At 67.2% G+C, this 24,523-nt stretch carries 26 protein-coding genes, 1 tRNA gene and 3 pseudogenes; 20 read left to right on the top strand and 10 right to left on the bottom strand.

All coding sequences use genetic code 11. The annotated features are described in order from the left end of the window. Window positions 1-127: 127 nt before the first annotated feature. Together ACFQI8_RS18470 and ACFQI8_RS18465 are read left to right on the top strand one after the other, a co-directional pair. Entirely contained in the window at window positions 128-2,707 is a 2,580-nt protein-coding gene (locus ACFQI8_RS18470; protein ID WP_390247417.1) for a PAS domain S-box protein, read from the top strand. A gap of 58 nt (window positions 2,708-2,765) precedes the next feature. Next, a pseudogene (locus tag ACFQI8_RS18465) lies at window positions 2,766-3,893 on the top strand (hypothetical protein). Window positions 3,894-4,094: 201 nt separating this feature from the next. Here ACFQI8_RS18465 and ACFQI8_RS18460 read toward each other — a convergent pair. Both ACFQI8_RS18460 and ACFQI8_RS18455 read right to left on the bottom strand, forming a co-directional pair. Next, complete coding sequence (locus ACFQI8_RS18460) at window positions 4,095-4,778, bottom strand: helix-turn-helix domain-containing protein (RefSeq protein WP_390247415.1); 684 nt, start codon at window positions 4,776-4,778, stop codon at window positions 4,095-4,097. A 218-nt stretch (window positions 4,779-4,996) separates the two neighbouring features. Beyond that, window positions 4,997-5,908: a DUF8155 domain-containing protein gene (locus ACFQI8_RS18455; RefSeq protein ID WP_390247413.1), complete on the bottom strand. Its 912-nt coding sequence runs from the start codon at window positions 5,906-5,908 to the stop codon at window positions 4,997-4,999. A 54-nt stretch (window positions 5,909-5,962) separates the two neighbouring features. Between ACFQI8_RS18455 and ACFQI8_RS18450 the strand changes: the two genes are divergently transcribed. Both ACFQI8_RS18450 and ACFQI8_RS18445 read left to right on the top strand, forming a co-directional pair. Beyond that, window positions 5,963-6,649, top strand: a complete 687-nt coding sequence (locus tag ACFQI8_RS18450) for a lipoate--protein ligase family protein (RefSeq protein ID WP_390247411.1) — start codon at window positions 5,963-5,965, stop codon at window positions 6,647-6,649. Between the two features lie 88 nt (window positions 6,650-6,737). Continuing rightward, window positions 6,738-8,027: a dihydroorotase gene (locus ACFQI8_RS18445; protein ID WP_390247409.1), complete on the top strand. Its 1,290-nt coding sequence runs from the start codon at window positions 6,738-6,740 to the stop codon at window positions 8,025-8,027. Between the two features lie 33 nt (window positions 8,028-8,060). On the opposite strand, the gene ACFQI8_RS18440 is transcribed toward ACFQI8_RS18445, so the two are convergent. Next, window positions 8,061-8,513 carry a hypothetical protein gene (locus ACFQI8_RS18440; protein WP_390247407.1) on the bottom strand — a complete coding sequence of 151 codons (453 nt, stop codon included), beginning with the start codon at window positions 8,511-8,513 and terminating at the stop codon, window positions 8,061-8,063. Window positions 8,514-8,644: 131 nt separating this feature from the next. Between ACFQI8_RS18440 and ACFQI8_RS18435 the strand changes: the two genes are divergently transcribed. Then, entirely contained in the window at window positions 8,645-9,166 is a 522-nt protein-coding gene (locus ACFQI8_RS18435) for a DUF7529 family protein (protein ID WP_390247405.1), read from the top strand. Window positions 9,167-9,232: 66 nt separating this feature from the next. Here the strand turns inward: ACFQI8_RS18435 and ACFQI8_RS18430 are convergent, their stop codons facing one another. Continuing rightward, window positions 9,233-10,054 (bottom strand): DUF5806 family protein, encoded by an 822-nt coding sequence (locus ACFQI8_RS18430; protein ID WP_390247403.1) that lies wholly within the window; start codon window positions 10,052-10,054, stop codon window positions 9,233-9,235. A gap of 120 nt (window positions 10,055-10,174) precedes the next feature. Between ACFQI8_RS18430 and ACFQI8_RS18425 the strand changes: the two genes are divergently transcribed. Together ACFQI8_RS18425 and ACFQI8_RS18420 are read left to right on the top strand one after the other, a co-directional pair. Continuing rightward, window positions 10,175-10,543 (top strand): universal stress protein, encoded by a 369-nt coding sequence (locus ACFQI8_RS18425; RefSeq protein ID WP_390247401.1) that lies wholly within the window; start codon window positions 10,175-10,177, stop codon window positions 10,541-10,543. Continuing rightward, window positions 10,540-11,094 carry a GNAT family N-acetyltransferase gene (locus ACFQI8_RS18420; protein ID WP_390247400.1) on the top strand — a complete coding sequence of 185 codons (555 nt, stop codon included), beginning with the start codon at window positions 10,540-10,542 and terminating at the stop codon, window positions 11,092-11,094. The genes ACFQI8_RS18425 and ACFQI8_RS18420 overlap by 4 nt, the downstream gene beginning before the upstream one ends. 36 nt (window positions 11,095-11,130) lie before the next feature. Here ACFQI8_RS18420 and ACFQI8_RS18415 read toward each other — a convergent pair whose 3' ends face one another. Beyond that, window positions 11,131-11,586 (bottom strand): universal stress protein, encoded by a 456-nt coding sequence (locus ACFQI8_RS18415; RefSeq protein WP_390247398.1) that lies wholly within the window; start codon window positions 11,584-11,586, stop codon window positions 11,131-11,133. Window positions 11,587-11,687: 101 nt separating this feature from the next. Here ACFQI8_RS18415 and ACFQI8_RS18410 point away from each other — a divergent pair, with 101 nt between their 5' ends. After that, the gene (locus ACFQI8_RS18410; protein ID WP_390247396.1) at window positions 11,688-12,149 is read left to right on the top strand and encodes a universal stress protein; all 462 of its coding nucleotides are present in this window, start codon (window positions 11,688-11,690) and stop codon (window positions 12,147-12,149) included. A 99-nt stretch (window positions 12,150-12,248) separates the two neighbouring features. Next, window positions 12,249-13,487 carry a DHH family phosphoesterase gene (locus ACFQI8_RS18405; protein ID WP_390247394.1) on the top strand — a complete coding sequence of 413 codons (1,239 nt, stop codon included), beginning with the start codon at window positions 12,249-12,251 and terminating at the stop codon, window positions 13,485-13,487. 76 nt (window positions 13,488-13,563) lie between these two features. On the opposite strand, the gene ACFQI8_RS18400 is transcribed toward ACFQI8_RS18405, so the two are convergent. The 3 genes from ACFQI8_RS18400 to ACFQI8_RS18390 are packed head-to-tail and all read right to left on the bottom strand — an operon-like array spanning window position 13,564 to window position 14,910. Then, window positions 13,564-13,992 (bottom strand): DUF5807 family protein, encoded by a 429-nt coding sequence (locus ACFQI8_RS18400; protein WP_390247392.1) that lies wholly within the window; start codon window positions 13,990-13,992, stop codon window positions 13,564-13,566. A gap of 54 nt (window positions 13,993-14,046) precedes the next feature. After that, a complete protein-coding gene (locus ACFQI8_RS18395; RefSeq protein WP_390247390.1) occupies window positions 14,047-14,484 on the bottom strand; it encodes a DUF7112 family protein in 438 nt (145 codons plus the stop codon). Between the two features lie 24 nt (window positions 14,485-14,508). Further along, a complete protein-coding gene (locus ACFQI8_RS18390; protein ID WP_390247388.1) occupies window positions 14,509-14,910 on the bottom strand; it encodes a 30S ribosomal protein S6e in 402 nt (133 codons plus the stop codon). A gap of 154 nt (window positions 14,911-15,064) precedes the next feature. Here ACFQI8_RS18390 and ACFQI8_RS18385 point away from each other — a divergent pair, with 154 nt between their 5' ends. Then, entirely contained in the window at window positions 15,065-15,343 is a 279-nt protein-coding gene (locus ACFQI8_RS18385) for a rubrerythrin-like domain-containing protein (RefSeq protein WP_390247386.1), read from the top strand. A gap of 3 nt (window positions 15,344-15,346) precedes the next feature. Here the strand turns inward: ACFQI8_RS18385 and ACFQI8_RS18380 are convergent. Beyond that, window positions 15,347-15,571 (bottom strand): annotated as a pseudogene (locus ACFQI8_RS18380) (high-potential iron-sulfur protein); the annotation flags it as partial. Between the two features lie 173 nt (window positions 15,572-15,744). Then, on the bottom strand, window positions 15,745-16,839 hold the full coding sequence (locus tag ACFQI8_RS18375; RefSeq protein WP_390247384.1) for an aminopeptidase: 1,095 nt from the start codon (window positions 16,837-16,839) through the stop codon (window positions 15,745-15,747). A gap of 169 nt (window positions 16,840-17,008) precedes the next feature. Between ACFQI8_RS18375 and gnd the strand changes: the two genes are divergently transcribed. The 10 genes and pseudogenes from gnd (at window position 17,009) to ACFQI8_RS18325 (ending at window position 24,141) form a co-directional block, all read left to right on the top strand. Continuing rightward, the gene (gnd, locus tag ACFQI8_RS18370; RefSeq protein WP_390247382.1) at window positions 17,009-17,908 is read left to right on the top strand and encodes a phosphogluconate dehydrogenase (NAD(+)-dependent, decarboxylating); all 900 of its coding nucleotides are present in this window, start codon (window positions 17,009-17,011) and stop codon (window positions 17,906-17,908) included. A gap of 231 nt (window positions 17,909-18,139) precedes the next feature. Next, window positions 18,140-18,721, top strand: coding sequence for a 2Fe-2S iron-sulfur cluster-binding protein (locus tag ACFQI8_RS18365; RefSeq protein ID WP_390247380.1), 582 nt, complete (start codon window positions 18,140-18,142; stop codon window positions 18,719-18,721). Window positions 18,722-18,904: 183 nt separating this feature from the next. Then, the gene (locus ACFQI8_RS18360; RefSeq protein ID WP_390247378.1) at window positions 18,905-20,371 is read left to right on the top strand and encodes an MATE family efflux transporter; all 1,467 of its coding nucleotides are present in this window, start codon (window positions 18,905-18,907) and stop codon (window positions 20,369-20,371) included. 62 nt (window positions 20,372-20,433) lie between these two features. After that, window positions 20,434-20,506 (top strand) — tRNA-Arg (locus tag ACFQI8_RS18355). A gap of 165 nt (window positions 20,507-20,671) precedes the next feature. After that, window positions 20,672-21,043, top strand: coding sequence for a hypothetical protein (locus ACFQI8_RS18350; protein ID WP_390247376.1), 372 nt, complete (start codon window positions 20,672-20,674; stop codon window positions 21,041-21,043). Then, a complete protein-coding gene (locus ACFQI8_RS18345; RefSeq protein WP_390247374.1) occupies window positions 21,044-21,373 on the top strand; it encodes a hypothetical protein in 330 nt (109 codons plus the stop codon). It begins immediately after the preceding gene. A gap of 245 nt (window positions 21,374-21,618) precedes the next feature. After that, window positions 21,619-22,236, top strand: coding sequence for a DUF7437 domain-containing protein (locus tag ACFQI8_RS18340; RefSeq protein ID WP_390247372.1), 618 nt, complete (start codon window positions 21,619-21,621; stop codon window positions 22,234-22,236). After that, the gene (locus ACFQI8_RS18335) at window positions 22,226-22,747 is read left to right on the top strand and encodes a hypothetical protein (protein ID WP_390247370.1); all 522 of its coding nucleotides are present in this window, start codon (window positions 22,226-22,228) and stop codon (window positions 22,745-22,747) included. The genes ACFQI8_RS18340 and ACFQI8_RS18335 overlap by 11 nt, the downstream gene beginning before the upstream one ends. Window positions 22,748-22,972: 225 nt before the next feature. Further along, entirely contained in the window at window positions 22,973-23,662 is a 690-nt protein-coding gene (locus ACFQI8_RS18330; RefSeq protein ID WP_390247368.1) for a nucleotidyltransferase domain-containing protein, read from the top strand. Further along, window positions 23,655-24,141 (top strand): annotated as a pseudogene (locus ACFQI8_RS18325) (DUF8154 family protein). The gene ACFQI8_RS18330 and the pseudogene ACFQI8_RS18325 overlap by 8 nt, the downstream one beginning before the upstream one ends. Window positions 24,142-24,523 lie beyond the last annotated feature (382 nt).

Raw genomic sequence — 24,523 nt, 5'->3', positions numbered from 1 at the left:
ATCACGAACGAGTATGTCAAATAGTATGTAACCGACGGTCGGGGCCGGCGGGGCGAACGGAGTCGATCGGAACGTCGTTAGGTCGGAATCACGTGAAATATATACACGTTCACGGAGTGGTACGGGTATGAGCGACTCCCGCGTCGTGCTGGTCGACGAGTGCCCCGAGGGGCTCGTCGAGGCCATCGAGCGACGCGGCTTTACGACCGAGACGTACGCGGACCGCGACGCCGTGTTCGGCGCGCTCGACGACGGGATGGGCGTCGTCATCGTCCGCGGCGCTGTCGACACCGAGTTCGTCTCCCGCGTCCGCGCCCGAATCGGCGTGGTTCCGATGTTTTTTCTGACCGCGAGCGCCGGTGAATCGGCCTCCGGCGGCGGTGCCATCGCCGTCGACAACCCGGAGACGCCGGCGGCGACCGAGGCGGTCGCCGCGCGGGTCGAACGGACCATCGAGTTCTCACGGTGGGCGTCGGCGGGGCGGAACTCGGACTCGCTGTATCGCACCGTCGTCGAACAGAGCCACGACGCCATCTTCGTCACGCAGGACGGCGAGTTCCGCTTTTGGAACCGCCGGCTGACCGAGCTCACCGGCCTGAGCGACGGCGAACTCGCCGAGACGACGGTGTTGAGCGTCGTCCACCCCGACGACCGCGAGCGGGCCGCCGACATCGCCGCGACCCGGCGGCGGGGCGACGACGCACCCGTGAACTACGAGGTGCGCATCGTCGACGCCGACGGCGATACCCGCGAGTGTTCGGTGAACCTCGAGGAAATCGAGTATCACGGCTCGTACGGCGTTCTCGTCTCGGTGCACGACGTGACCGAACAGCGCGCCACGGAGGCGCAGTTCCGCGGGCTCGTGGAGCTGGCGCGCGACCTCGTGACTCTCGTCGGGACCGACGAGCGAATCAGGTACCAGAGCCCCTCGGTCACCGACGTGCTCGGCTTCGACCCCGGCGAACTGGTCGGGAGGTCCGCCTCCGACCTGATTCACCCCGACGACTGGGAGCGCGTCGCCGCCGTCTTCGACCACGCGCTCGAGACGGACGCCGACGGAACCGACCCCGTCCGGTACCGCCACCGGAACGCCGAGGGGTCGTGGACGTGGCTCGAATCCGTGGGGAGCAATCAGGCCGACACCTCGGTCGACGGCTTCGTCGTCACCTCGCGGAACGTGACCGAACAGCGGAGCTACGAACAGCGACTCAAGCGCTACGAGACCATCGTCGAGAGCATCGGGCAGGGCGCGTACGTGGTCGACGAGGCGGGGGTCGTCCAGTTCATCAACGAGACCGCGCTGTCGCGGACGAGCATCCCGATGTCGACGTTCGTCGGCCGGCACGTCTCGGCGCTCCGCGACGCCGGCTATCTCGCCGCCGACCAGTACGAACGCGTCCGGTCCGCGCTCGACGCCGCCCTCGGTGGCGAGAGCGAACGCGAGCGGTTCGAAATCGAACTGTCGCTTCCCGAAAAGGAGTACGTGGTCGAGTTCACGGTCTCGCCCATCGTCGGCGACGACGGCGAGGCCGTGGGCGCGGTCGGCGTCTCGACGGACGTCACGGACCGGAAGCGGTACGAACAGCGGCTCAACGCGCTCCACGCGTCGACCCGGCGACTGACGGGAGCGACCAGCCGCGATGAGGTCGCCGACATCGCCCGCGAGGCCGCCACCGAGGTCCTCGACTACGCGATTAGCGGCGTCCTCCTGTACGACGAATCGCTGGACGCGCTCGTCCCGGCGGCGCTCACCGACGAGGCGCGGGCGGTGTTCGGCGACGTGCCGCCGATTCCCCGGGGGTCCGGCCTGACGTGGGAGGTGTTCGAGCGCGGCGAGCACAACCTCTATCGGGACGTGGACTCGAACCCGCGTCGGTTCGTCCTCGACGCCGGGGTCAAAGAGGAGCTCATCGTCCCGATTCCCGACCACGGCGTGTTCTTCGTCGCCTCGCTCGACGAGGGGGCGCTGGCCGACCAGCGCGTCGCGTTGGCGAAGGTGCTGGCCGCGAACACCCGTGCCGTCTTGGACCGGGTCGAACGCGAGCGGCTCCTGCGGAGGCGCGAGCGCGAACTCGCCAGCCAGAACGAACAGCTCGAATCGTTCGCGTCGGTCGTCTCCCACGACCTCAAGAACCCGCTCAACGCGGCGATGGGCTACCTCGACCTCGCCCGCGAGCAGTACGACGGCGACGAGTTGGACCGCGTGGCCGACGCCCACGAGCGGATGGCCGGCATCGTCGAGGACGTGCTCGCGCTCGCGCGAAACGGGCAGACGGTCGAAGAGGCCGAGCGGCTGTCGCTCCGTTCCGTCGCCAAGGCGGCGTGGACGACCGCCGCGAGCGGCGCGCCGAACGCGACGCTCGCTATCGACGGCGACGTCGCGGTCGACGCCCACCGCGGGCGGCTCAGACAGCTCCTCGAAAACCTCTTTTCGAACGCGATTCGACACGGCGGCGACGACGTGACCGTCCGTGTCGGCCCCCTCGGCGACCGAGCCGGGTTCTACGTCGAAGACGACGGCCCGGGGATTCCGCCGGACGAGCGCCCCCGCATCTTCGAGGCGGGCTACACCACGAGCACCGAGGGGACCGGCTTCGGCCTCAGCGTCGTCATGAGCGTCGTGAACGCCCACGGCTGGAGCGTCTGGTTCGTCGAGAGCGACGAGGGCGGCGCGCGGTTCGAAATCACGACGGAGAGCGGCCGCTGACGGCTCGGAGCGCGCCACCGGCGGCAACACTAACTGCCGGTCGTCCGAACCGAACGCCATGGAGACGCCAGACGAGGCGACGGTCCGCGCGGTCGAGTCGTGCCGGGAGTCGCTCCCGACGACCGCCGACGGCGGACGGGTGCTGTTCGGGTTCGACGGCTAGGTCGACCGCGTTCGGGAGTTGGTCTCCGAGCGGCAGTCGGCCGACGCCTACGAGCGGGTGCCGACCCTCGAAGCGTTCGCCGACCGCGTGAACGACTCGGTCGACGCCGAGAGTTCGCTCACCTTCGAGTGGATTCAAGCCGGCGTCCGCACCGGCGGCCACGTGAGCCACCTCGCGCGCGCCTTCGACCGACTGGGGTTCGAACCCGGGGTCGTCGGCTGTCTCGGCGACCCGGTCGAAGACCCGTTCGCCGAGGAGTTCGGCCACCTCCCACTGGAGACGCTCGGGTCGCCGGGGTACACCGACGCCGTCGAGTTCGGCGACGGGAAGCTGATGCTCACCGAAATCGGGGGGCTGATGACGCTCGACTGGGCCGGTATCGAGTCGCGGGTCGGCCTCGACCGACTGGCCGAGCTGGTCGACGGGACCGAACTGGTCGGGATGGGCTACTGGTCGGAGATGCCCGAGCTCCCGGACGTGGCCCGCGGCCTCCGCGAGGAGTTGTGGCCGACGCTCTCGGAGCCGCCGGAGACGCTCTTGTTGGACCTCGGCGACCTCAGAAAACGGGAGCCCGAGGTGGTCGCCGCGGGCGTCGAGCAGGTGTCGGCGCTGGACGACGCGGTGCGCGTCGTCGTCTCGGCGAACCGCTACGAGACGCGTTACCTCGCGCGGCTGGCGGGCGTCGAGAGCGACGACTTCGGCCGCGAGTCGCAGGCGGCGTTCGACCACCTCGGCGTCACCCGGTTCGCGGGCCACGGCGTCGAGGCGGCACACCTCGTCGACGACGGGGGGACCGCGACCGTCGGCGTCCCCCGGACGGACGACCCGGTGTTGACGACGAGTTCGGGCGACCACTTCAACGCGGGACTGGCGCTCGCGCATATCCTCGGCCTCGGTCGCGCGGAGTCGCTCGTCGTCGGCAACGCCGTCGCGGGCCACTTCGTCAGAAACGGGTCGCCGCCGACGTACGACGAAGTCCGGGCGTTCGCCTCGGCGTATCTCGATTACTTCGACGCAGGATAAATACCGATTGTCCACACAAGAGTTAGATATATTACTAGAATCGGCGTACCGATATGCGTCGGTGGTACCCCCCACGCGGGCGCACCGCCGGAGGAGCCGTGAGTCGCTCCGTTCCGGTGGCGAAATCGACTCCCATCGTGGCATCTCGCGCCCGGTTGCCACGTCCCCACCACGGTCCCGTTCTGACGCGTCGTCGGCTCTTCACTCGGACCGTGAGTCGCGTTCGAGGTCGTCTATCGCCGACCCGACGAGGTGTCTGAGCGCTCGCCGGAGCCGCTGTGAGAGCGCCTGTTCGGTGATGTCCAACTGGCTCGCGATGTTGTCGAGGCCGGTCTCTTTCGGCGTCTCGAAGTAGCCCCGTTCGAAGGCGAGCCGAAGCGCCGTCAGCTGTTTCTCCGAGAGGGCGATGTCCGGTGGGTGGCGGTCGTCGAGACGGGCCGGTTCGACGCGGCGCACGTCGATGTCGATATCGCGGGAGAGACACGCGTCGTGGAACCGGGTGGTCAGCTCGTTCGACGGGAAGTACACCGACAGCGACCAGCCGTATCTCGTGCCGACCATCCGCCGGACGATGCCGTCGCACTCGCGAATCGCCGAGATGATATCGCCGTCGCGGGTCGCCCACTCGCAACGGTAGAGCCGTCCCTCGGGGCCGTCGGAGACCGGCTCGAAGCGCTCGATGTTCGCGTGGTCGTCGAGGAAGTCGTCGAGCCGCTCGCGGTCTCTCCCGCGGGCAACGAAGTAGGGAACGGGCTCGCCGGAGACGGGAACACCGCCGACGAACGTGAGTTCGAACTGGGGGTCTTCGAGCGTCGCGTCGGGGGACACGCCGACCAGCGGGTGGCCGAGTTCGACCTCGTACCCGGTGTCGTGGTCGTCGGTCATCGCGGCGCGGGGACGGCGGCGTCGAAGACCGAAACGACGGCACGCGTTCGTCTGTCGAGTCTCACAAACGGAGAAAAATACGGGTGAACGAAAGATATTTTTTGCGGAGCCTCGGCCTTTCATAGTAAAGGTACTTAAAAAGGACCCTCAAAATGGAGAATCCGTTCAGTCGCCTCCCACCGGCACATTCGTATCAATTGTAAATTGTTTCTGCGGAGTCAGTCGAGTCTAATCGGGTCGGAGCCGGGGCGAATCGCGACCGACACCTCGTCGCCGACGGCGAAGTCGTGGCCGGGGCAGACGATTTTGGTCCCGAAGCCGACGCGGGACGCGAACAGCGACAATCCGGTGACTCGAGCGCCGTCGACGAGTACGTCGAAGTCGGCCCACGGAACGTCGCGGCCGGCGGTCCGACCGACCCGCTCGCCGAGGAGCGACAGCGATTGTCCGTCTTCGACGGGCGAGAGCGTGCCCCCGAACCCGTAGTGAGCGAGACCGCCGTCGAGGACGACGCCCTCGTCGCTGGCGAGGCCGACGAACTCGCCGGGTCCGACCCCCGCGTCGGCGCGGGCCGGGGCGTCGAGGACGACGAACGTCCCGGCCGTCTCGACGACGGTCCCCGTCCCGTCCCAGTCGAGCGGCGAGACCGTCACGTCGGGCGAGACCGGGAGCGACCCGCGGGCGCGGTGCTGATTCGCGTCCGCGGACCGGAAGCCGAGGTGGACGTGGTTCGAGACCCACGGGGCGAAGAAGCCGGAGCGGACGAGTCGCCCGAGCGAGTCGCCGACGGCGAGTTCGTCGCCCGCGTCGACGCCGGGGTCGACGTGGAGGATTCGCGCGACCAGTCCGTCGCGGGGGTCGTCGCCGGGGTCGCCGAGCCAGTCCAGCCCAGTGGCGTCGGCGTCGACGTCGACGAGCACGAGGAACTCGTCGTCGTGGGCGTAGGGCTTGTCGGGCGCGCGAACGGTCCGCGTCTCGCGGACGACTCCCGCGACGGGCGAGCGGGCCACCGGGTCGTCGGCGGCGACGTAGAGGTCGATTGCACAGCCGCTGTCGTGGGCGGGGTACGGCGAGTTGTACAGCGAAAAGCGCTCGAAGCGCGAGAGCACCGACCGCGGCAGTCGCAACATGGTCGTCGGGACGGGACGGGTGCGCTTAGGTACGTCGGGGTGTTTCTCTCGGGCATGCGCGTCATCCGCGGCCGCGGGCCCGACCGGGACGCAGACCGGGCGGTCACCGCGGCCATGCTCCGCGAGGCGGGCGAGACGGGCGAATCCGCCGTCCGCGCGTGGACGCCGCACCGACAGCTCGCGTTCGGCAGGCGCGACACCCGCGCCCCGCGGTACGACGAGGCCGTCGCCGCCGCCGAGGAACGCGGGTTTCCCGCCGTCGAGCGCTCGGTCGGCGGTCGGGCCGTGGCCTACACGGGAACCACCGTCGCGTTCGCCCACGCGCTCCCGCTCGACGACGCCCGGGCCGGGCTGGACGCGCGGTACGAGGCCGGAACGACCGCCGTCGTCCGCGCCCTCCGAACGCTCGGCGTCCCCGCGCATCGAGGCGAGCCCCCGGCGTCGTACTGCCCCGGCGACCACTCGGTCCAAGCGGGCGGGAAGCTCTGCGGCCTCGCCCAGCGGGTCCGTAGGGAGAGCGCGCTTGTCTCCGGCGTGGTCGTCGTCGCCGACCGGGACGAGATAGCCGACGTGCTCGCGCCCGTCTACGAGGCCATCGACGTCCCCTTCGACCCGAAATCGGTGGGGAGCGTCGCCGACGCCGGCGGCCCGGCGAGTCCGGACGCGGTCTGCGACGCCCTCGAAGCCGTCTTCGTCGGCGACGCGGACATCCGAGTCGAAGACGCGGCCGACCTCGCGTGAGCGACTGACCCCGACCACTTCACGAACCGCCGGACCCTTCACTCCACGAACCGCCGGACTTAGCACCCGGCGCGTCGCACCCCCTCGTATGCGAATCGAGAACGCGACGCTGGCCGACGGCCGCGCCGTCGACGTCCGCGTCGAGGACGGGACCGTCGAGGCGGTCGGCGACCTCGACCCCGTCGCCGACGAGGAGACCGTCGACGCCGAAGGGAACCTGCTTCTGCCGGGCGCTATCGACGTGCACGTCCACTTCCGCGAACCGGGCTTCGAACACAAAGAAACGTGGGAGACGGGCGCGCGGAGCGCCGCCGCCGGCGGCGTGACGACCGTCGCCGACCAGCCGAACACCGACCCGACCACGACCGACGGCGCGGGCTTCGACGCGAAGGCCGAACGCGCCGCGACGTCCTGTATCGACTACGGCATCAACGGCGGCGTCACCGCCGACTGGGACCCCGACAGCCTGTTCGAGCGCCCGCTTTTCGCCCTCGGCGAGGTGTTCCTCGCCGACTCGACCGGCGACATGGGCATCGAGGCCGACCTGTTTTCCGAGGCCGCGGCGCGCGCCGGCGAGGCGGGCGTTCCCGTCACGGTCCACGCCGAGGACGCCGACCTGTTCGACGAGTCCGCAATCGAAGGCGACCTCGGCGGGGTCGGCCGCGACGCCGACGCCGACGCGTGGAGCGCCTACCGGACCGCCGAGGCCGAGGCGGTCGCCGTCGAGCGCGCCGTCAGCGTCGGCGGCGAGACCGGCGCGCAGATTCACATCGCCCACACGAGCACGCCCGAGGGCGTCGACGCCGCCCGCGACGGCGGCGCGACCTGCGAGGCGACGCCGCACCACCTGTTTCTGTCCCGCGACGACCTCGCCGAGTTGGGCACCTACGGCCGGATGAACCCGCCGCTTCGCTCCGAGGCGCGCCGCGAGGCCATGTTCGAGCGCCTCGCCGACGGCCGCATCGACATGGTCGCCACGGACCACGCGCCGCACACGCGCGAGGAGAAAGAACAGTCGCTCCTCGACGCCCCGAGCGGCGTCCCCGGCGTCGAGACGATGGTGCCCCTGCTTCTCGGCGCGGTCGTCGCAGGCGACCTCACCGCCGAGCGCGTCCGCGACGTGGTCGCCGCGAACCCCGCCGAGGTGTTCGACCTGCCGCGCAAGGGCCGCGTCGAGGCGGGCGCTGACGCCGATCTCGCGCTGTACGACCTCAACGCCGCCCGCGAGATTCGCGGTGCGGACCTCCACTCGAACTGTGAGTGGACGCCGTTCGAGGGCCACACCGGCGTCTTCCCCGAGTGGACGATGCTCCGCGGCGAGTTCGTCTGGGACGGCGAGGGTTTCGGCGAGGTCGCGGGCGAGAACGTCCGCGACTGACCGGAGACGGGAACCGACCGAGGACCGACCCGCTCAGAACCGCGCGGCCGCGACTTGCGCGCCCCTCCAGCCGACGCCGACGAGCACCGCGAGCGGCGCGGTCAGGGCGACCAGCGAAACTGCCGACCCGGCGAGGCCGCCGAGTCCGCCGACTGCGGCCGACAGGACGACGGTCGCGAGGAAGCCGCCCACGGCGAGGACCGGCGCGACCAGCGCGTAGGCAAACAGCCAGCGCTGTCTGCGAGTGAAGTGGATGCCGTATCCCGGCCCGGGCGGGATGAGCAGGCCGCCGGCGAGGAGGACGAACCCGGCGACCCCGAACACGAGGAGGAAAAAGCCGGCGAGTCCGTGGGCGAAGCCGTCGCTTCCGGGCGGCGGCGGCGGCATCGTGACGGCGGTCCGCCAGACGAACGCGAGGAGGACGGTCCCGGCACCGGCGACGGGGAGCTGGAGCGACCCGAGGACCGCGCGAAGTGACCAGCGCATCGGGCCGACTGTCGGCGGGGAGACAGATAGCAGTTCCGTCGTCACCGGGGGTCAGGGTGTCGGTCGGGAGCCGGACGACCCCGATGCAAGCGAATCCTTTTCCCGTTCGACACCCCGAGTGAGTGACACACATGACCGACGAGCGGACGCCACCGCGAGACCGCGACCCGGAGGCGGACGAGTCACCCGAACTCACGGGGTTGCTATCGTTCTGGGAGACGGTCGTAGAGGACGCCGAGGCGACCGCGGCCGAGTACGAAGCCGAGGGGTGGGAGACGCTCGTGGTACACCCCGGCGACGTGACGGTGTTGCCGCCGGCGAACCTACCCGAGGCGACGGAGCGCGTCGGCTTCGACGTGCTCGTCCCCGGACGCGAGTTCGAGTCGCTGTCGTCGTGGGTCGAGTCGGCCGCGTTCGACCGCTACGACGTCTACCGCGCCCGCGAAGGCGACACCGCGTTCGTCGTCTCGGTCGTACAGGACGCCGCGTCGTCGAAGGCCGTCGTCGTCCCGCTGTACTACGGACTCGACGAGGTGGACGCGATGGCGACGAAGGCGCGAGAACGGGGCGAACTCCGACTCTACGTCCGTCCGGTCGAGGCCGACCGACGCGTCGAGTTAGTCCAGTCGGAACCAGAGCCGCTTTTCCCCTGAATTCGAGTCGGCGCGGCATCGGTTCGGGAAGTCAGAGCCGGTGCGGAGTCGTACGGGCCGCGGGCGTCACTCCTCGTCCGACAGCTCTTCTTTCCGCAGGTCGGTGCTCGCCTCGCGCACCTCGCGCATGACGCTCGAAATGCGCTCTTCGGCCTCCAGTTCCTCTTCGACCGAGAGGTCCACGCCCTCGACTTCGAGCAGGAACTTGGCGATTTCCGTCACCTCGTACATCATCTCGTCGAGCTCCTCGGCCGTGAAGAAGCCCGACATCGCGCCGTAGAGGAACGTCGCGCCCGACTTCCGGACCTTATCGCGGAACGCAGAGCGGGCCTGATTGACCGCCTGCGGCGTGTAGGTGTCGGTCATGAAGGGGACGAGTTCGGGGAGGTTGTTCCCGATTTTCGTCATCTCGACGCCCGTCTCGGTCCGGAAGTCGGCGCAGAGTCGCGCGATTGCCCACTCGCGGGCGGTCACGTAGGTCCGCTCGCGGAGGAAGTCGTTGACGCGGTCGTACTGCGCGCCGTCGACCTTCTTGAACCGGGCGTACTTCTGGACGTCCTCGGGAACCGCGTCGTCGGCGTCCGGGCCGGCGTCTTCGGTGTCTGCTCCGACGTCATCGGCGTCGTCGGCGTCCGGGCCGGCGTCTTCGGTGTCTGCTCCGACGTCATCGGCGTCGTCGGCGTCCGGGCCGGCATCACCTCCGGCCGCGTCCGTTGATTCCGCACCCGTCGATTCCGCGTCTGCCGATGCCGAAGTTTCGGTCTCCGCGTCTACCGCCGTCGCGTCCCCCGCCGCTTCGTCCGCTCCCGCTTTCGGATCCGCGTCGGGGCGAGCCGTCTCCTCGGCGTCGCTCGCGCCCGTTTCGAACTCGTCGGACTCGTCTGTCATACCGCGGGCTACCGCGGCACGGCCGAAAAGGGTTCCGCGACGTTCGGTCCCCTGCCGACGGGGGTATCACCCCCCGTTTCCGGGTAAGGGTTTTCTATCGCGCCCGCGAGATTGGGAATCATGAAGGTACTGCTCGGAATCGGTGGCAGCGACGATTCCATGCGGGCGCTCGAAACGACGGTCGAACGGACGGCCGAGGTCGGCGACGACCTCACGGTCGCCATCGTCGACAACCCGTCCGGCGAGCGCTCGCGCGAGGAGATGGAAGCGCGGGTGACGGAACTGCTCGACGAGCGCGGCGTCGACGCGACCGTCCGCGCGCTCGACGGCGAGCCGGGGAGCGCCCTCGTGGACCTCGCCGAGAACGAGGGGTTCGACCAACTGGTGCTCGGCGGCGGCGAGACGAGCCCGATGGGGAAGATACAGATCGGCAACATCGCGGAGTTCGTCCTCCTGAACTCCCACGTGACCGTCACCCTAGTACGATGAGCGACCGAACGTTCTCCGACGCCGTCGCCGACCCGTACGACGCGCCGCCGCTGTCGTTCACCGACAAGGAAGACCGTACCATCGAGGTGCGCGCGCACGACGGCTCCGACGAGGAACAGGAGGCGCTCGTCGAGATGTACGACGCGTTCGACCCCTCAGACCGCGCGCAGGGCATCCCGCCGGGCCGCGAGGACCGCATCCGCGACTGGCTGGAGAACATCCTCGACGAGGACTGCCTGAACGTCATCGCGTGGGACGGCGACGAGGTGGCCGGCCACGCGACGCTCGTCCCCGACGGCGACGCCTACGAACTCGCCATCTTCGTCCACCAGACCTACCAGCGCGCCGGCATCGGCACGCGGCTCATCAAGGCGCTTCTCGGCTACGGCCGAGTGTCCGGCATCGAGAAGGTGTGGCTCACGGTCGAGCGCTGGAACCGCGCGGCGGTCGGCCTCTACCAGACCGTCGGCTTCGAGACGAGCGACGCCGAGAGCTTCGAACTGGAGATGACCATCCGGCTCGCCGAACCGCCGGACGAGGAAGGCGGCTGAGGGCGGCGGCGAGTCACGACGACACCGACCCGCGATTCAGACCGAGAGGACGGGCTGGCTGGCGTACAGGAGGACGTACTCGGCGGCCTTGGCGAGGACTTCGCCGGGGTCGCCCGAGACCGGCTCTCGGGGCACGACGATGAAGTCCGCGTCGAGTTCTTCTGCGGTGTCGAGGACGACGCTCCCGGGGTGGCGGAGCTTGCTCGTCCGCGAGAAGCCGTAGGCGACCGACGTGGTGACGGGAACGTCGGCGGTTTCGGCGAGGGCCGACACCGTGTCGGTGACGGCCTTGCTGTCTTCGGCGACGGCGTCCTCGTCGACGACGCCCTGCTCTATGGCGCGGACGACGTCCTCGCCGAGGACGTGGACGGCGTGGACCGCGGCGTCGTACTCGGCCGCGACGGCGGCGGCGTACTCCGCCGCGCGCGTCGCCTCCTCGCTTTGGTCGACCGGCACGAGGACGAGGTCGATAGAGAGCGGGCGCGATGACATGTCCCCACCTGCGTCGGGGGACGACAAAAAACTCACCCCACGGTCCCGGCGGCCGGCCGCCTCAGACTGGTTTTATGCCGCCGCGCCGTGAACCCGAGGATATGTTCGACACTATCGTCATCGCCACCGACGGCTCGGCGAGCGTCCGCCGGGGGGTCAGCGTCGCCGTCGACCTCGCAGAGCGGTTCGACGCGTCGGTCCACGCGCTGTACGTCGTCGACGCCGGCGACGTTGAGACCGCGCCGGAGCGACTCCGCGACGAGATGCGCGACGCGCTCACCGAGCGCGGCGAGGAGGCACTCGCCGAAGTCGAGGCCGCGACCGACCGCGAGGTGACCGTCGCGGTGCGAGAGGGCCGCCCCGCGGCCGAGATTTCGAACTACGCCCGCGAGGTGGACGCCGACGCCGTCGCCATGGGCACCCGCGGCCGACACGGCGAGAACCGCTTTCTCATCGGGAGCGTCGCCGAGCGCGTCGTCCGGACCTGTCCGGTGCCGGTGCTGACGGTCCGCCAGTTGGAAGCGGGGACGGCGGACTCCCTGCTGAGCGACGAGGCCGCCTGAGCGGTCAGCGGTCCGTCGGCGACAGGTCGGCGACCAACGGGCCACCGGCGAGGCGACCGAATCGGGAGGAGTTTTCCCCGTCGCGCCCGAGTTCGGCGTATGGAAGACGAGCTCATCGACAGTTCTCGGCTCTCGCTCCCCCGCAAGTCCGTGCTCCCCGGAGCCGGATTCTTCTACCCCGAGTCGTTCGACGAGGAACGCGCCGAAGAGCGCGCCAAGGAGAAACTCGAAGACGCCTCGGTCGCGGTCGTCACCGACACCGACGCCGACGGCCTCGGCTGTGTCGCTCTCCTCCGGGAAGCGTACGACGCCGCCCTCGACGTGGCCGACTTCGAGGACCGAATCGAGGAGAGACTCGGCGACGACGAAGGCGACGAGGACGAAGACGGCGAAGACGAACCCGCCCTCGCCGAGGAGGACGAGGACGAACGCCCGAAATCGCCGGTCGCGCTGATGGGGTCGAGCCCGTACTCGCTCGAAGACGACCTCCAGCGCGTCGCCGACTACGCACCCGAGGGCATCGAGGTGTACGTCTGCGACCTCTGTCCGGACAAGTTCGAGTACGTCGAGGAGGAGCTCGCCGCGCTCGTCGAGACGGCGGGCGAGATTCACTGGTACGACCACCACCAGTGGAAGCCCGAGGTGGCCGAAGCGGTCCGCGAGGCCGGCGTCGACCTCGTCGTCGGCGAGTCCGACGAGGAGTGTTCGACCGACGTGACGCTCCGCGAACTCGACTACGCGTTCGACGAGCGGTTCTCGGAACTCGCGGCCGTCACCCGCGACCACGACCTCTGGCTGAACGAAGACGAGCGGAGTCAGGACCTCGCGGACTACGCCTACTGGACCTCGAAAGAGGAGTACGTCGCCGTCGTCGGCGCGTACGGCGCGGACCTCCCGCCGGTCGTCGAGGAGTACATCGCCCACCGCCGCGTCGAAAAGGAGAACCTCATTCAGGCGGCCGTCGACCGCGCCGAACTGAAGACCGTCGGCGACTGGACGGTCGGCGTCACCTACGGCCGATGCTCGCAGAACGAGGTCGCGGACGCCCTCCGCGAGGCGGGCGCGGACGCGGCGGTCGTCGTCAAGCCCGCCGGGAGCGCCTCCATCCGCGGCTCCGACGACTTCGAGCGCTGTCACGAGGTCGCGGACCTCGTCAACGGCGGCGGCCACCCGAAGGCCGCCGGCTGTAAGCCCGACATCTACGACGACATGCTCGACTACGCCCACCACTGGACGACGCAGGGCGCGACGACGAAGCGCGTCATCCTCCGGGCGTTCGAGCAGGTCGCCGACGCGGTCGCGGACGCGGACGACGAAGGCGTCGAGACCGAGCGCTAACGTCGAACGCGAAGGCGAATCTGAATCCGAATCCGAACCTGAATCGGAAAACCAGCGCTGAACCCGAATCGGGCGGTTACGCGTCGTCGACGACCCAGCGGTCGGAGTACGTCGTGCCGCAGGTACATTTGGCGTAGGCGTGGACCACGTCGCCGTCCTCGTAGATGCCGCCGACCTCCTCGTTTTGCGCCTCGGCGAACGAGAAGATGAACTTCACCTCGTGGGTCTCCTCGGTGGCCACCTCGGGGCAGGTGCCGCCGCTGAGGTCGTCGTCGATGTCGCCGTCGTTGCCCATGGCGGTCTGGGCGAACTCCATGGCGTCCATGCCCGTGCCGGCCGCGAAGGCCCGACGGCCGTCGTCGCCGGGGACGACGAGGACGTAGCCGTTTTCGACTTCGACGCCCATGTTCGGGAGCTTGCCTTGGCTGTCGAGGTACTCGTGGGTGAGATAGAGCGCCACGTCGTCGAGGCGCTCGCCTGCGAGGTACTCCGTTACCTTGCTCATACCCCGCCTAGTGCGGTCGGCGCGTAAAAGCGGCGTGTCTCGGAGCCCGACCGGTCACTCGTCGGACAGGCCGAACTGCTCGGCGATGCTCGAAAGCGAGTCGTTCGGGCGCTCGGTGATGCGGTACACCTGTCGGACCCCGGGAACCCGGAGGCCGTACTGGTAGCCGTCGTCCAGTTCGTCGAGTTCGACGGCGTCGCCGTCGGCCCGGTCGTGTTCGTGGCACCACTCGACGAGTCGGTTCTCGCCGTTGTTCGGGGTGCGGGCGAGGCGCTTGTTGTCGTACGCGCCGCGAATCACGAGCCCCGAGGCATCGGCCGAGAGGCGGGCGTGATAGGCGGTGCCGCCGAGATGGAGGCGGACGAAGTCGCCGTCGGCGGCGGTCACGTCGTCGGGGACGCGCAGGCAGGGACGGCGGGTGCCGCCGCTGCGGGCGATGTTCGCGCGGAACGTCTGGACCGACGGATGGTCGGAGGGCAGTTGCTCTGGCACGGGAAAGAGAGGAGTGAGACGGCGTTATTCGTCGGCTTCTTCGTCGTCGCCCTCGCCGAAGGCGGCGGCGACGTCGCCCTCGCCGGCGACGACCTTCGCGTTGATCTGGACGGTCTCGCCGGAGACCTCGCGGCCGCGAACGGTGACGCGCTTGCGCTCGCCGTCGCGGGACGGCTTGTAGCCGATGCCGTCTTTGGCGAGGATTTCCTTGAGCGAGCCGCCGGGCACCTTGGGGTGCATCGGTCGGCCGGCCTTGTCCGAACCGCCCGTCAGTTCGATGGTGAAACCGTCGAGACCGACGGCCGCGCCGTCGACCTCGTCACCGAGGTCGCGGCCGAGGAATCGGTTTGCGTCCTGTCCTTCGACGTCGACTTGGTAGGTCGCACCGGAGTCGGGGTCGGCGACGACGACCATGAATTCTGCCATGCGCGGATGAAAACGGTCGCGGATAAAAAGTACGTCGAAAGCGCGTCTCGGGACCGCACCCACCGAATCGGGGTGAAACGGCCGAATTCGGCGTCGTCAGGGAGAACGGAGTGCACTGATAAGAGTTAACATTCAACACGACATACACTGTAGCATGAGCAAAGATATCGCCACACGCGGTCCCGTAGACCTCGTCAAAGCCAAATCCAGGGCGCTGGTCGGCCCCGAGCCGACGGAGTTGGTCGAACGACGCCCGGCGGAGTTGGTCGAACGTCGAACCGAGGCGCTTGTCGAGGCCGAACCGACGACGCTCGTCGAGCGCGCGCGGTACGAGTGTGCCGCGTGCGGCTACCGCTCGGGTCACGGTGTCTACGAACAGGTCTGTCCGCGGTGCGGCGGGTCGTTGAAGAACATCGGCGTGGCTCAGGAGTGAGCCTCAGGCGACGGGTGCGGTCTCGCCTCCGTCCTCGACTTCGTCGGCTTCGGACTCGACCGCCTCGATGGACTCCCAGAGCGAACACCAGTCTTCGGGCCCGACGTAACCCTCGACCTTCGCGCAGGCACCGAAGCCGTCGCCGTTCTTGTCGGGGATGTACTCCGCGCAGTTGCCGCAGTTCCGTCCGGCTTCGGTGAGCCACGCCTCGACGGCGTCGTCCGCCGCGTCGATTGTCGTCGCCGTCTCCTGTTGACCCCCGCCTCGTTCGGACGAATCGTGCCATAGCCGGAGCTACGTCACCACGCAGTTGTAGTACGCCCAGGGTTACCGCGTGTCGTGGTATCTTAATCGTCCCAACCCCCACCGCAGTCCGCGTCAGGGGACGGCGCTGGACGGGGTCAGAACCCGTCTTCCCACCGGAACGTGCCGTTCCGCTGGACGACCTCGCCGTCGACTTCGATGCGCGAGTCCTCGCTCATGTCGGTTATCATGTCCGTGTGGACCGCGGACTGGTTGCCGTCTTCGCCCTCGGGGAGACACGCGCCGTAGGCCCGGCCGACCGCGAGGTGGACGGTGTCGCCCATCTTCTCGTCGAAGAGGATGCTGTCGGTAAAGCGGTCGATGCCGCGGTTCATGCCGATGCCGAGCTCGCCGAGTCGGCGCGCGCCCTCGTCGGTGTCGAGGATGCCGGCGAGCGCGTCCTCGCCCGCGTCCGCGGAGAAGTCGACGACCTCGCCGCCCTCGAACGTCAGGTGAACGTTCTCGACGCGCTGGCCCTCCAGCGTCATCGGCACGTCGAAGAACACCTCTCCCTCGACGGCGTCCTCGAGGGGTGCGGTGAACACCTCGCCCGACGGCAGGTTGTGGGAGTCGTAGGCGACCGACGCCGCGGAGTTGACAGCGGTACGGCCCTCGATGGACATCGTGAGGTCGGTGTCGGCCTTGACGATGCGGACCTCCGACCCGGCGTCGAGCACGTCTTTCATGTTCGCCATCTCGTCGGCGAGCGCCGCCCAGTCGCGGAGAATCGCGTCGTAGACGAAGTCGGCGTACGCCTCGAAGGACATGCCCGCCTGCTGGGCCGCCGCGCGGGTGGGGTGAACCGTCGAGACCCAGTCGGTGTCCATGCGCGCCTCTTTGACCTCGCTCGTGGCGCGGCCGTAGGCCTGCCGCGTCTCGGTCGGCACGTCGGCGGTCGCCGCCGTGTTGCGGGTGCCGCCGAGAAAGAGCACCGAGTCGGCGGCCTCGTAGAGGGCGAGTTCGTGTTCGGGGAGGTCGAAGTCGCCGTCGTGCGCGCGGAGGTACGCCCGCTGGACCTCCTCGGAGGCGTAGGTCGTGACGACGTTCGCGCCGCGCTCGCCGAGGGCGTCGGCGACGGCGACCGCGAGGTCGTGGGCCCCCTCGCCGACGGAGACGACCACGTCGTCGCCGGCCTCGATTCGCGCGCTCCAGTCGACGAGCACCGCGGCGTGCTCGTGGATGCGTTCGTCCATACGCGACTCTCGCACGCGGCGGTGAAAACGTCGGCGTCTGCGGGCGCGAGGCCGGCCGACTTCGCCCGCAGTCTCCCGAAGCCGGGCGGGGGAACGCGAGTCGCCGCGACGACGCCCGCACACGCGCCAAACCACAACCACTACCACCCCCCGCGGACGATGCCGACGCATGCAACTAGGCGTCATCGGCCTCGGCCGGATGGGGCGCATCGTAGTCGACCGAGTGCTCGATGCCGGGCACGAGGTCGTGGCCTTCGACCTCTCGGCGGAAGCCGTCGCGGCGGCCGCCGACGCGGGTGCGGAACCCGCGGACAGCGTCGCCGACCTCGCCGACCGACTCGGCGACGACAAGCGAATCTGGCTCATGGTCCCCGCGGGCGACGCGGTGGACGCGACGCTCGACGACCTCGACCCGCACCTCGACGGGGACGACGTGGTCGTCGACGGCGGCAACTCCCACTTCGAGGAGTCCGTGCGGCGCGCCGAGGCGTGCTCGGCGGCCTACCTCGACTGCGGGACCTCCGGCGGCCCCGCCGGTGCCGACCTCGGCTTCTCGCTCATGGTCGGCGGCCCGCAGTGGGCCTACGACGAGCTGTCACCCGTCTTCGACGCCGTGGCGACCGGCCCCGACGGCCACGGCCACATGGGCGACTCCGGCTCCGGCCACTACGTGAAGATGGTCCACAACGGCGTCGAGTACGCGCTGATGCAGGCGTACGGCGAGGGCTTCGAACTGCTCGCCGAGGGCCGCTACGACCTCGACCTCGAATCGGTCGCCAAGACGTGGAACAACGGCGCAGTCATCCGCTCGTGGCTCCTCGAACTCTGCGAGGAGGCGTTCCGCGAGGAGGGAAGCGACCTCGGCGACGTGGACGACCACGTCGCGGGCGGCTCGACGGGCACGTGGACGGTCCAAGAGGCGCTCGAACAGGAGGTCCCGGTCCCGCTCATCTACCAGTCGCTCGCCGAGCGGTTCGGCTCCCGCGCCGACGACCGCTTTTCTCGCCGCCTCGCCAACCGACTCCGCTACGGCTTCGGCCGCCACGAGGTCGCGCGGAAGGACGACTGACTCGGTCGCGAACGGACGTACTGCGAGGTCGTGAACTGACCCACTGCCGCGGTCGTGAACTGCCGCGGTCGTCCCCGTCGAACCGGCTCCGGGTCGGCCGCGGCGGACGCCGTGCGCGCCCTCGATAGTGTGGGAACCTCCGCGAAACCCGCGTTTCGGGGGCGAAATCGACCGCCCGCGGGTGCCGCCACAATCACAATTTCCTTAACCCCTCCCTCCATATCCGCCCTTATGGCAGTCATCAGTCTGGTGGGTGTCGGGGCCGGTTTGGTCCTGGTACTCCTCGTCGTCGCCCTGCACTACTCGAAGGGCACCGGCTGGGAGCCGACCGCCGACATCACACAGGAGGTCCTCGAACGCCGCGCGGCGACCGTCGCAGAGACCGACTTCCCCGAGCCGATGAACCGCTCTATCGGCGGCGGCGGTGGCGTCGCCGCGGTCGGGGCCGGCGAAGAGGGCGCCGAACTCGAAGGCGAGGAAGCCGAAGCAGAGCCAAGCCCTGCCGACATGCCCGAAGACGAGGTCGAGTACTTCGAAGTCGAGTTCGTCAAGCAAGGCGAGACCATCGAGCTGGCGAGCAACGAGACGGTGCTCGACCAGGGCGAAGACGCCGGGATGGACCTCCCCTACGCGTGCCGACAGGGTTCGTGCGTCTCCTGTGCCGCGAAGATTACCGACGGCCCGGCCGGAGAGTACATCACCCACCACACCCAGGAGACGCTCTCCGACGAGGAGATGGACAACGGCTACACGCTCACCTGCGTCGCCTACCCGAAAGCCGACTTCACCATCGAGACCGGCGAAGCGCCGTAACGCGCCGAATCGCAACCACCCACCGTTTCTCGCGACGCCGTTCACCCTCCGAGCCGCGCCCGTCCCGTTTGCGCCCGCCTGTCTGCTCGCGGGTGGCGGGTGTCACTCCAACTCGCCGGGGGTCCCTCGACCGACGACGCTAATCGACGGTTTCAAACGGTCTCCGCGAGTCTCACCAGTTCAGTGTCCCTCCCCGAAGGCGGTTCCCTCACCGAAGGCGACCTCAAACGCCCGATGTTCGAACTGGCGTGGCCGATTATCGTCACCGAACTCCTCCAAGTGGCGTACAACCTCGCCGACACCGTCTGGCTCGGCCGACTCTCGACCGACGCCGTCGCCGCCATCAGCCTCGCGTTTCCGCTCATCTTCCTCCTCATCTCCGTCGGCGGCGGGTTCACCGTCGCGGGGAGCACGCTCGTCGCCCAGTACACCGGCGCGAAAAGCGAGGGCTCCGCCGGAACTGTCGCCGGACAGACGCTCACGTTCATCACCGTCATCGCCGTCGTCGTCGGCGTCATCGGCTTTTTCGCCACCGACGGGATGCTCGCCGTCCTCCCGAGTTCGGAGGCGACCGCCGGGCAGGTCATCCCCCTCGCCGGCGACTACATGCGGGTGTTCTTCCTCGGACTGCCGTTTCTCTTCGGCTTTTTCGTCTTCTCCGCGCTCATGCGCGGCTACGGCAACACCCGCGCCCCGATGGTCGTGATGTTCATCAGCGTCCTCATCAACGTCGTCATCGACCCGGTGTTCATCTTCGGCTTCGACGCCAACCCGCTGTTTTCGATGCTCGGACTGGAGGGACTGCAAGCGAGCCTCTTCACCGCCACGGGCTTCGACGGCTTCCAAGTCGCCGGCGCGGCGTACGCGACGGTGCTCTCGCGCGCCGTCGCCACCGTCATCGGCATCTACGTCATCTTCGGGACGAGCGCCGGCCCCGACGTGCAACTGGCCGACTTCCGCCCGCAGTTCGAGTACATCAAGCAAATCGTCGACATCGGCGTCCCGAGCGCCATCGAGCAGTCCGCCACCGCCCTCGGCTTCATCACCCTCACCGCGATGGTCGTCACGTTCAAGCCCGAAGTCGTCGCCGCGTTCGGCCTCGGCAACCGCCTCACGTCACTGGTGTTCCTCCCGGCGCTCGGCCTCGGCCGGGCGACGAACACCATCGTCGGCCAGAACCTCGGCGCGCAGAAACCGGAGCGCGCCGAGAGCGCCGTCTGGCTCGCCGCCAAGGTCGGCGCGAGCGTCATGCTCGTCACCGGCGTCCTCGCGTACGTCTTCGCCGAACCCGTCGTTGGGTTCTTCCTCCAGACCGGGACGGCCTCGGCCGCCCAAACCATCGACCTCGGCGTCGAGTACATCCGCATCCGGGCGTTCGAGTTCGGCTTCATCGGCGTCCTCCAGGTCGTCCTCGGCGCGTACCGCGGCGCGGGGAACACGAAGACCGCCCTCGGCTTCTCACTTTTCGCGCTCTGGTTGGGCCGGGTGCCCATCGTCTACCTGCTTTCGTTCCAGTTCGGCTTCGCCGAGACCGGCATCTGGCTGGGGATGGCCGTCGGACAGATCCTCGGCGCGATTGCGGCCACGGCGTGGTTCACCCGCGGGACGTGGAAACACAGCGTCGTCGACGCCGACGCGACCGGAACGTAATCGACCGCCTGCGCGGGTTCCACAACGGTTTTACGTCGGTGTCGTGTAGCTCTCTCCGCTGAGGGCCCGTAGCTCAGTGGACAGAGTGCTTGGTTCCGGACCAAGATGTCGCGGGTTCAAATCCCGTCGGGTCCGTACAGTTCTGGAACGGTGTAGAGCCAAAGAGCAGGCGCTGTAGCCGCCGATTTGGCATATTTTCCCGCCAGCCGGTTTCGTCACACATCGTGACGAACTCACGACAATATTCAGCACACAGAGTACAGCAGTACACTCATTACATCAGCACACATACTTCAGAATATGCCCGTGAGTATCGACGACTTCGAGGCCGGTGACCTCCCGAGAGGCCCGAGCGTCCCCGAACAGGTGGTCACGTACCTCTACACCCACAGTAATCAAGCATTCACCCGCTCCGAGATTGTGACTGCCATAAGCGGGAACCCAAATACTGTCGGAACTGCACTCTCCCGCTTGAAGGACCGCAATCTCGTTCGCCACAAGGGGGAGTTCTGGGCAATCACGGACGACGAAGAACGCGTCGCCGCCGCCTACGACATCCACACCACGAGCGAGCGACTCGACGACGAAGACGGCGGCATCGACGCCGACGAATGGGACTCGGTAGCCCCGGAGACACCGCATCCAAGCGAACGAGACGAGGACGCGCAGTAGATGCAGCCAGAGCGTGGTGATGTTGTCCGAAGTTCTGACCCCTTCAAATTCGGTGACGACAGGCAACGACCGTGGCTCATCGTCAACAACGACTCCCACCCGTTCGGTGACCAGCAGTACATCGCTGTCGCCATCTCGACGAAAGAGTACGACGACTCACTCCCGCTCACCGATGGCCTCTGGGAAATCGGTGGTGTTCCGCGAGAATCGTTCGTCTCTCCGTGGGCGGTTCATTCGCCTCGCAAAGAGGACTTGGTCGCTTGGCAGGGTCGAGTCGAAGAGGAATTTGTAGACAGAGTCGTCGAGGAAACCGAAGGCTATCTGAGATAGCTCGGTGATGAGTATCTAATCGCCAGACTGCGCCCCGATTAAACCATTTCTGTCACACCGGATGACGCATTCCCTTCGGGTCCGTACAGTTCTGGAACGCTTTAGGACCAAAGAGCGAGGGCCCTAACCGTCGAATCGCATATTTCCTCACCGATAGGTTTCGTCACGCAGCGTGACGAACTCGCATTCCGGAGGACTGGTATCGCCAGCATAAATCTAAAATACATAGATTTCGTACTTAGAGTATGCCCACCCTCTCTGACCGTGGTGACGCCCCGCCAATCGACGACGATGCCACCCCACAGTCGTTCGATGATTTCGACGGTCTGTTGGCTGCCACGACGTTGCTCCAGAACCCACGTCTCGCCCGCGAGTACGTCTATCTCTGCTACTACGGGCCTGCAACGATTCAAGACCTCATCGACGAACTGGACCTCGCTCGTGCGACTGCCTACGACGACGTCGAACGACTCGAACGGCTCGGCGTCGTCGAGCGCGACGAGAGCACGCGTCCACACCAACTCACTGCAGAGCCGTTCGCGTTCGTCGACGGCCGCGAAGTCGCAATCACCCCGACGCTGCTCCACGCAGTCGCCCTCACGGAGTTCGACGACGACGCCGAGTACTTCCACAATCGGTACGGCGTCGGACGACTCGTGAGAGCAGTTCGGGCGGCAGCAGCGTACTACGCAGGGAACCTCACCCAGCGGATGGCGGCCAAAGAGATGGGTGTCCAGCCAGTCGAGGGAATGGCCATCATCTACGCCATTCGGCCGGTCCTCGAAGCTGGTCGAAAGCACGACCCCTACTTCGAACAGCTAATCTCGTCTGACCCTGACGAATTGGAGTTCGATGGGGAGTAGCAATCTTGACTCTGACGACTTCGTCCTCGCCGACACGAACCTCTTCGTCGCGGTGGGGGGCCCAGAGAATTCAAAGTTCCAGAAGCTTCGGAAGTTCGCTGCACGACATCAGGTCACCTTGCAGGTTCCCCAGCGTGTCGTCGGAGAACTGAGCACGGTGCACGTCGCTGACCGAGTTGAGACAGCCATCGAGGAAGGATGGGCTACCAAAATCAACCCACCATCGCCGACCGATTCCGATGCAGTCGCGGCGATGGATTACGTTCGGAGAGAGATTGCTCGAAAGTCCGGCAAGAACGAACACCAAGTCGAGAAAGCTGATACTGTATTCGCTGGGTTAGCAATCGAGTTTCTTCGGAACGGTCATCCACGAGTCGTCGTTCTCACTGACGACAAGATTGCAGCAGCAGCGATAGAAGGTGCAGTCGAACAACAGGGGTACGACGAATCGATTTTCGTGCTTCGTCGAAGCGACATCATGGACGATGGTGGCGACGTCCGAGTTATTTGAGAGAGGTTTGAACCAAACCGCCAGATGACGCGCCGATTAAACCAGTTCTGTCACACACTTTGACGCATTCCCGTCGGGTCCGTTACTCTTCTAATCGACAGACAGCGTCTGCCTGAACTGTCCGTATGACGAACTCGCGTAGATTTCGTTCGGCTACGTATTCGCACCCAGGAGATACAGCGAACGGGCTAATACTTATTATATCTCGTTGCGCACAATCAAACAGTGTCCGACGAAGCGAAACAACGTATAAATATTTGCCTTCCAGTCACCCCGGGTGACGACTCGAAGATATTCAGACTCCACGCGGCCGACGACGTGCTTCGACTGCTCGTCGACGCCCATCAGTCGGAGTTCACACTGAAGGAACTGTCCGAGATGACCGACCGGAGCCGGTCGACAGTCTGGCGAGCAGTCGAGTTCCTCGACGAACTCTGCGTCGTACAAGTGCGAGAGACGACACAGCGAAAGTACGTCTCTATCGACCCCGCACGACTCCAGAAAGGCGACCCGATACTCGGCATCGAACAGACAGAGTATCACGCTCCGGTCCGTGCGTTCGTAGAGCGTGTTGAGATGGCGGTCGAGAATTCGGACGATATCGACCGGTTACTCGGCATCCTCGTGTTTGGGAGCGTCGCTCGCGGTGAGGCCGACCGGAAGAGCGATATCGACGTGTTCGTCCTCGTCGGCGGCGACCGAACGACCGCCCGCCGCGTGGTCTCGAACGTGGCCAGTGAACTCGGCGAAGAACGATTCGACGGCGACCGGTACACGTTCGAACCGTTCGTCGAGAACGAGGAGAGTGCGCTCCGAGCAGGCGAAAAGCTCCGAGAGATATTCCGGGAGGGAGTCACCGTCTACGGCGGCGACGAGTTCCAACGAATCCGGACGAAGGTGATGAGTAGTGAGTAGTACCCGAATCGAGACGTTGATAGACGAGGTGCAGGCTGCCTTCGACTATCGACCCAAGGATATCGAGGACGGCCTGGAGACGAACGAGGCGGACGTCCTCCAACTCCGAAAGTCGTGTCGACTGCTCGCGGGCGCAGAGGCGCTGTTGAAGCGAGGATTCTACACGTTGGTCATCGAGGCGTCGTTCGTCGCCATCGAGCGCGTCGTCGAGTTCAAACTCCTCGAAGGCGGCGTCGAACCACGGAACTTGCCCGGAACACATCCTGGCGTGTACACGGAAGCAACGAGGCGTGGTATCCTCTCGGAACACGTCGCCGACAATCTTCAGGACCTCTGGCGGAATCATCGTGCGGAAGACGTACTATCAGGACGGGCTCGCCGCGAGAGACCGTGCAGAGAAGCTGTACGAACTCGCGTCGGAGACCCACGAGTACGTCGTCAATCAGTCGACGAAGAGACACGAGTGTATCTGCGAATGAAGTCGCGCAGTAGGTGACTGGACTGTTCCAATCTTGCGTAGTACCGATTACCCGCTAATCGCCAGATAGCGCGCCGATTAAAACACAACAGTCACACGCGATGACGCATTCCCGTCGGGTCCGTTCGGCCTTCGGCCTCACTCCCCCGACGTAGTCACGTTCGCTGACGCTCACGTGACTCCCGTCGGGTCCGTTTTGTGGAGTTTACGTGTGAACGAGATTTGTCTCGCTTCGTACCGAATCCCCGCCGAGTCCGCCGTGTGGAACGCACCCAAAAGTTGTCACACGCATTCAGGCCCAGGCTATTCGACGGGAAGCCCGAGCAGGCGATAAGCGACTGCCTCAGCGAACAGCAATCGAGCCGAGACGGCAACCCAGAGAC

This window comes from Haloferax chudinovii (assembly GCF_042663345.1).
Classification (GTDB): Archaea; Halobacteriota; Halobacteria; order Halobacteriales; family Haloferacaceae; genus Haloferax; species Haloferax chudinovii.
This window is presented reverse-complemented; position numbering and strand designations above follow the sequence as displayed.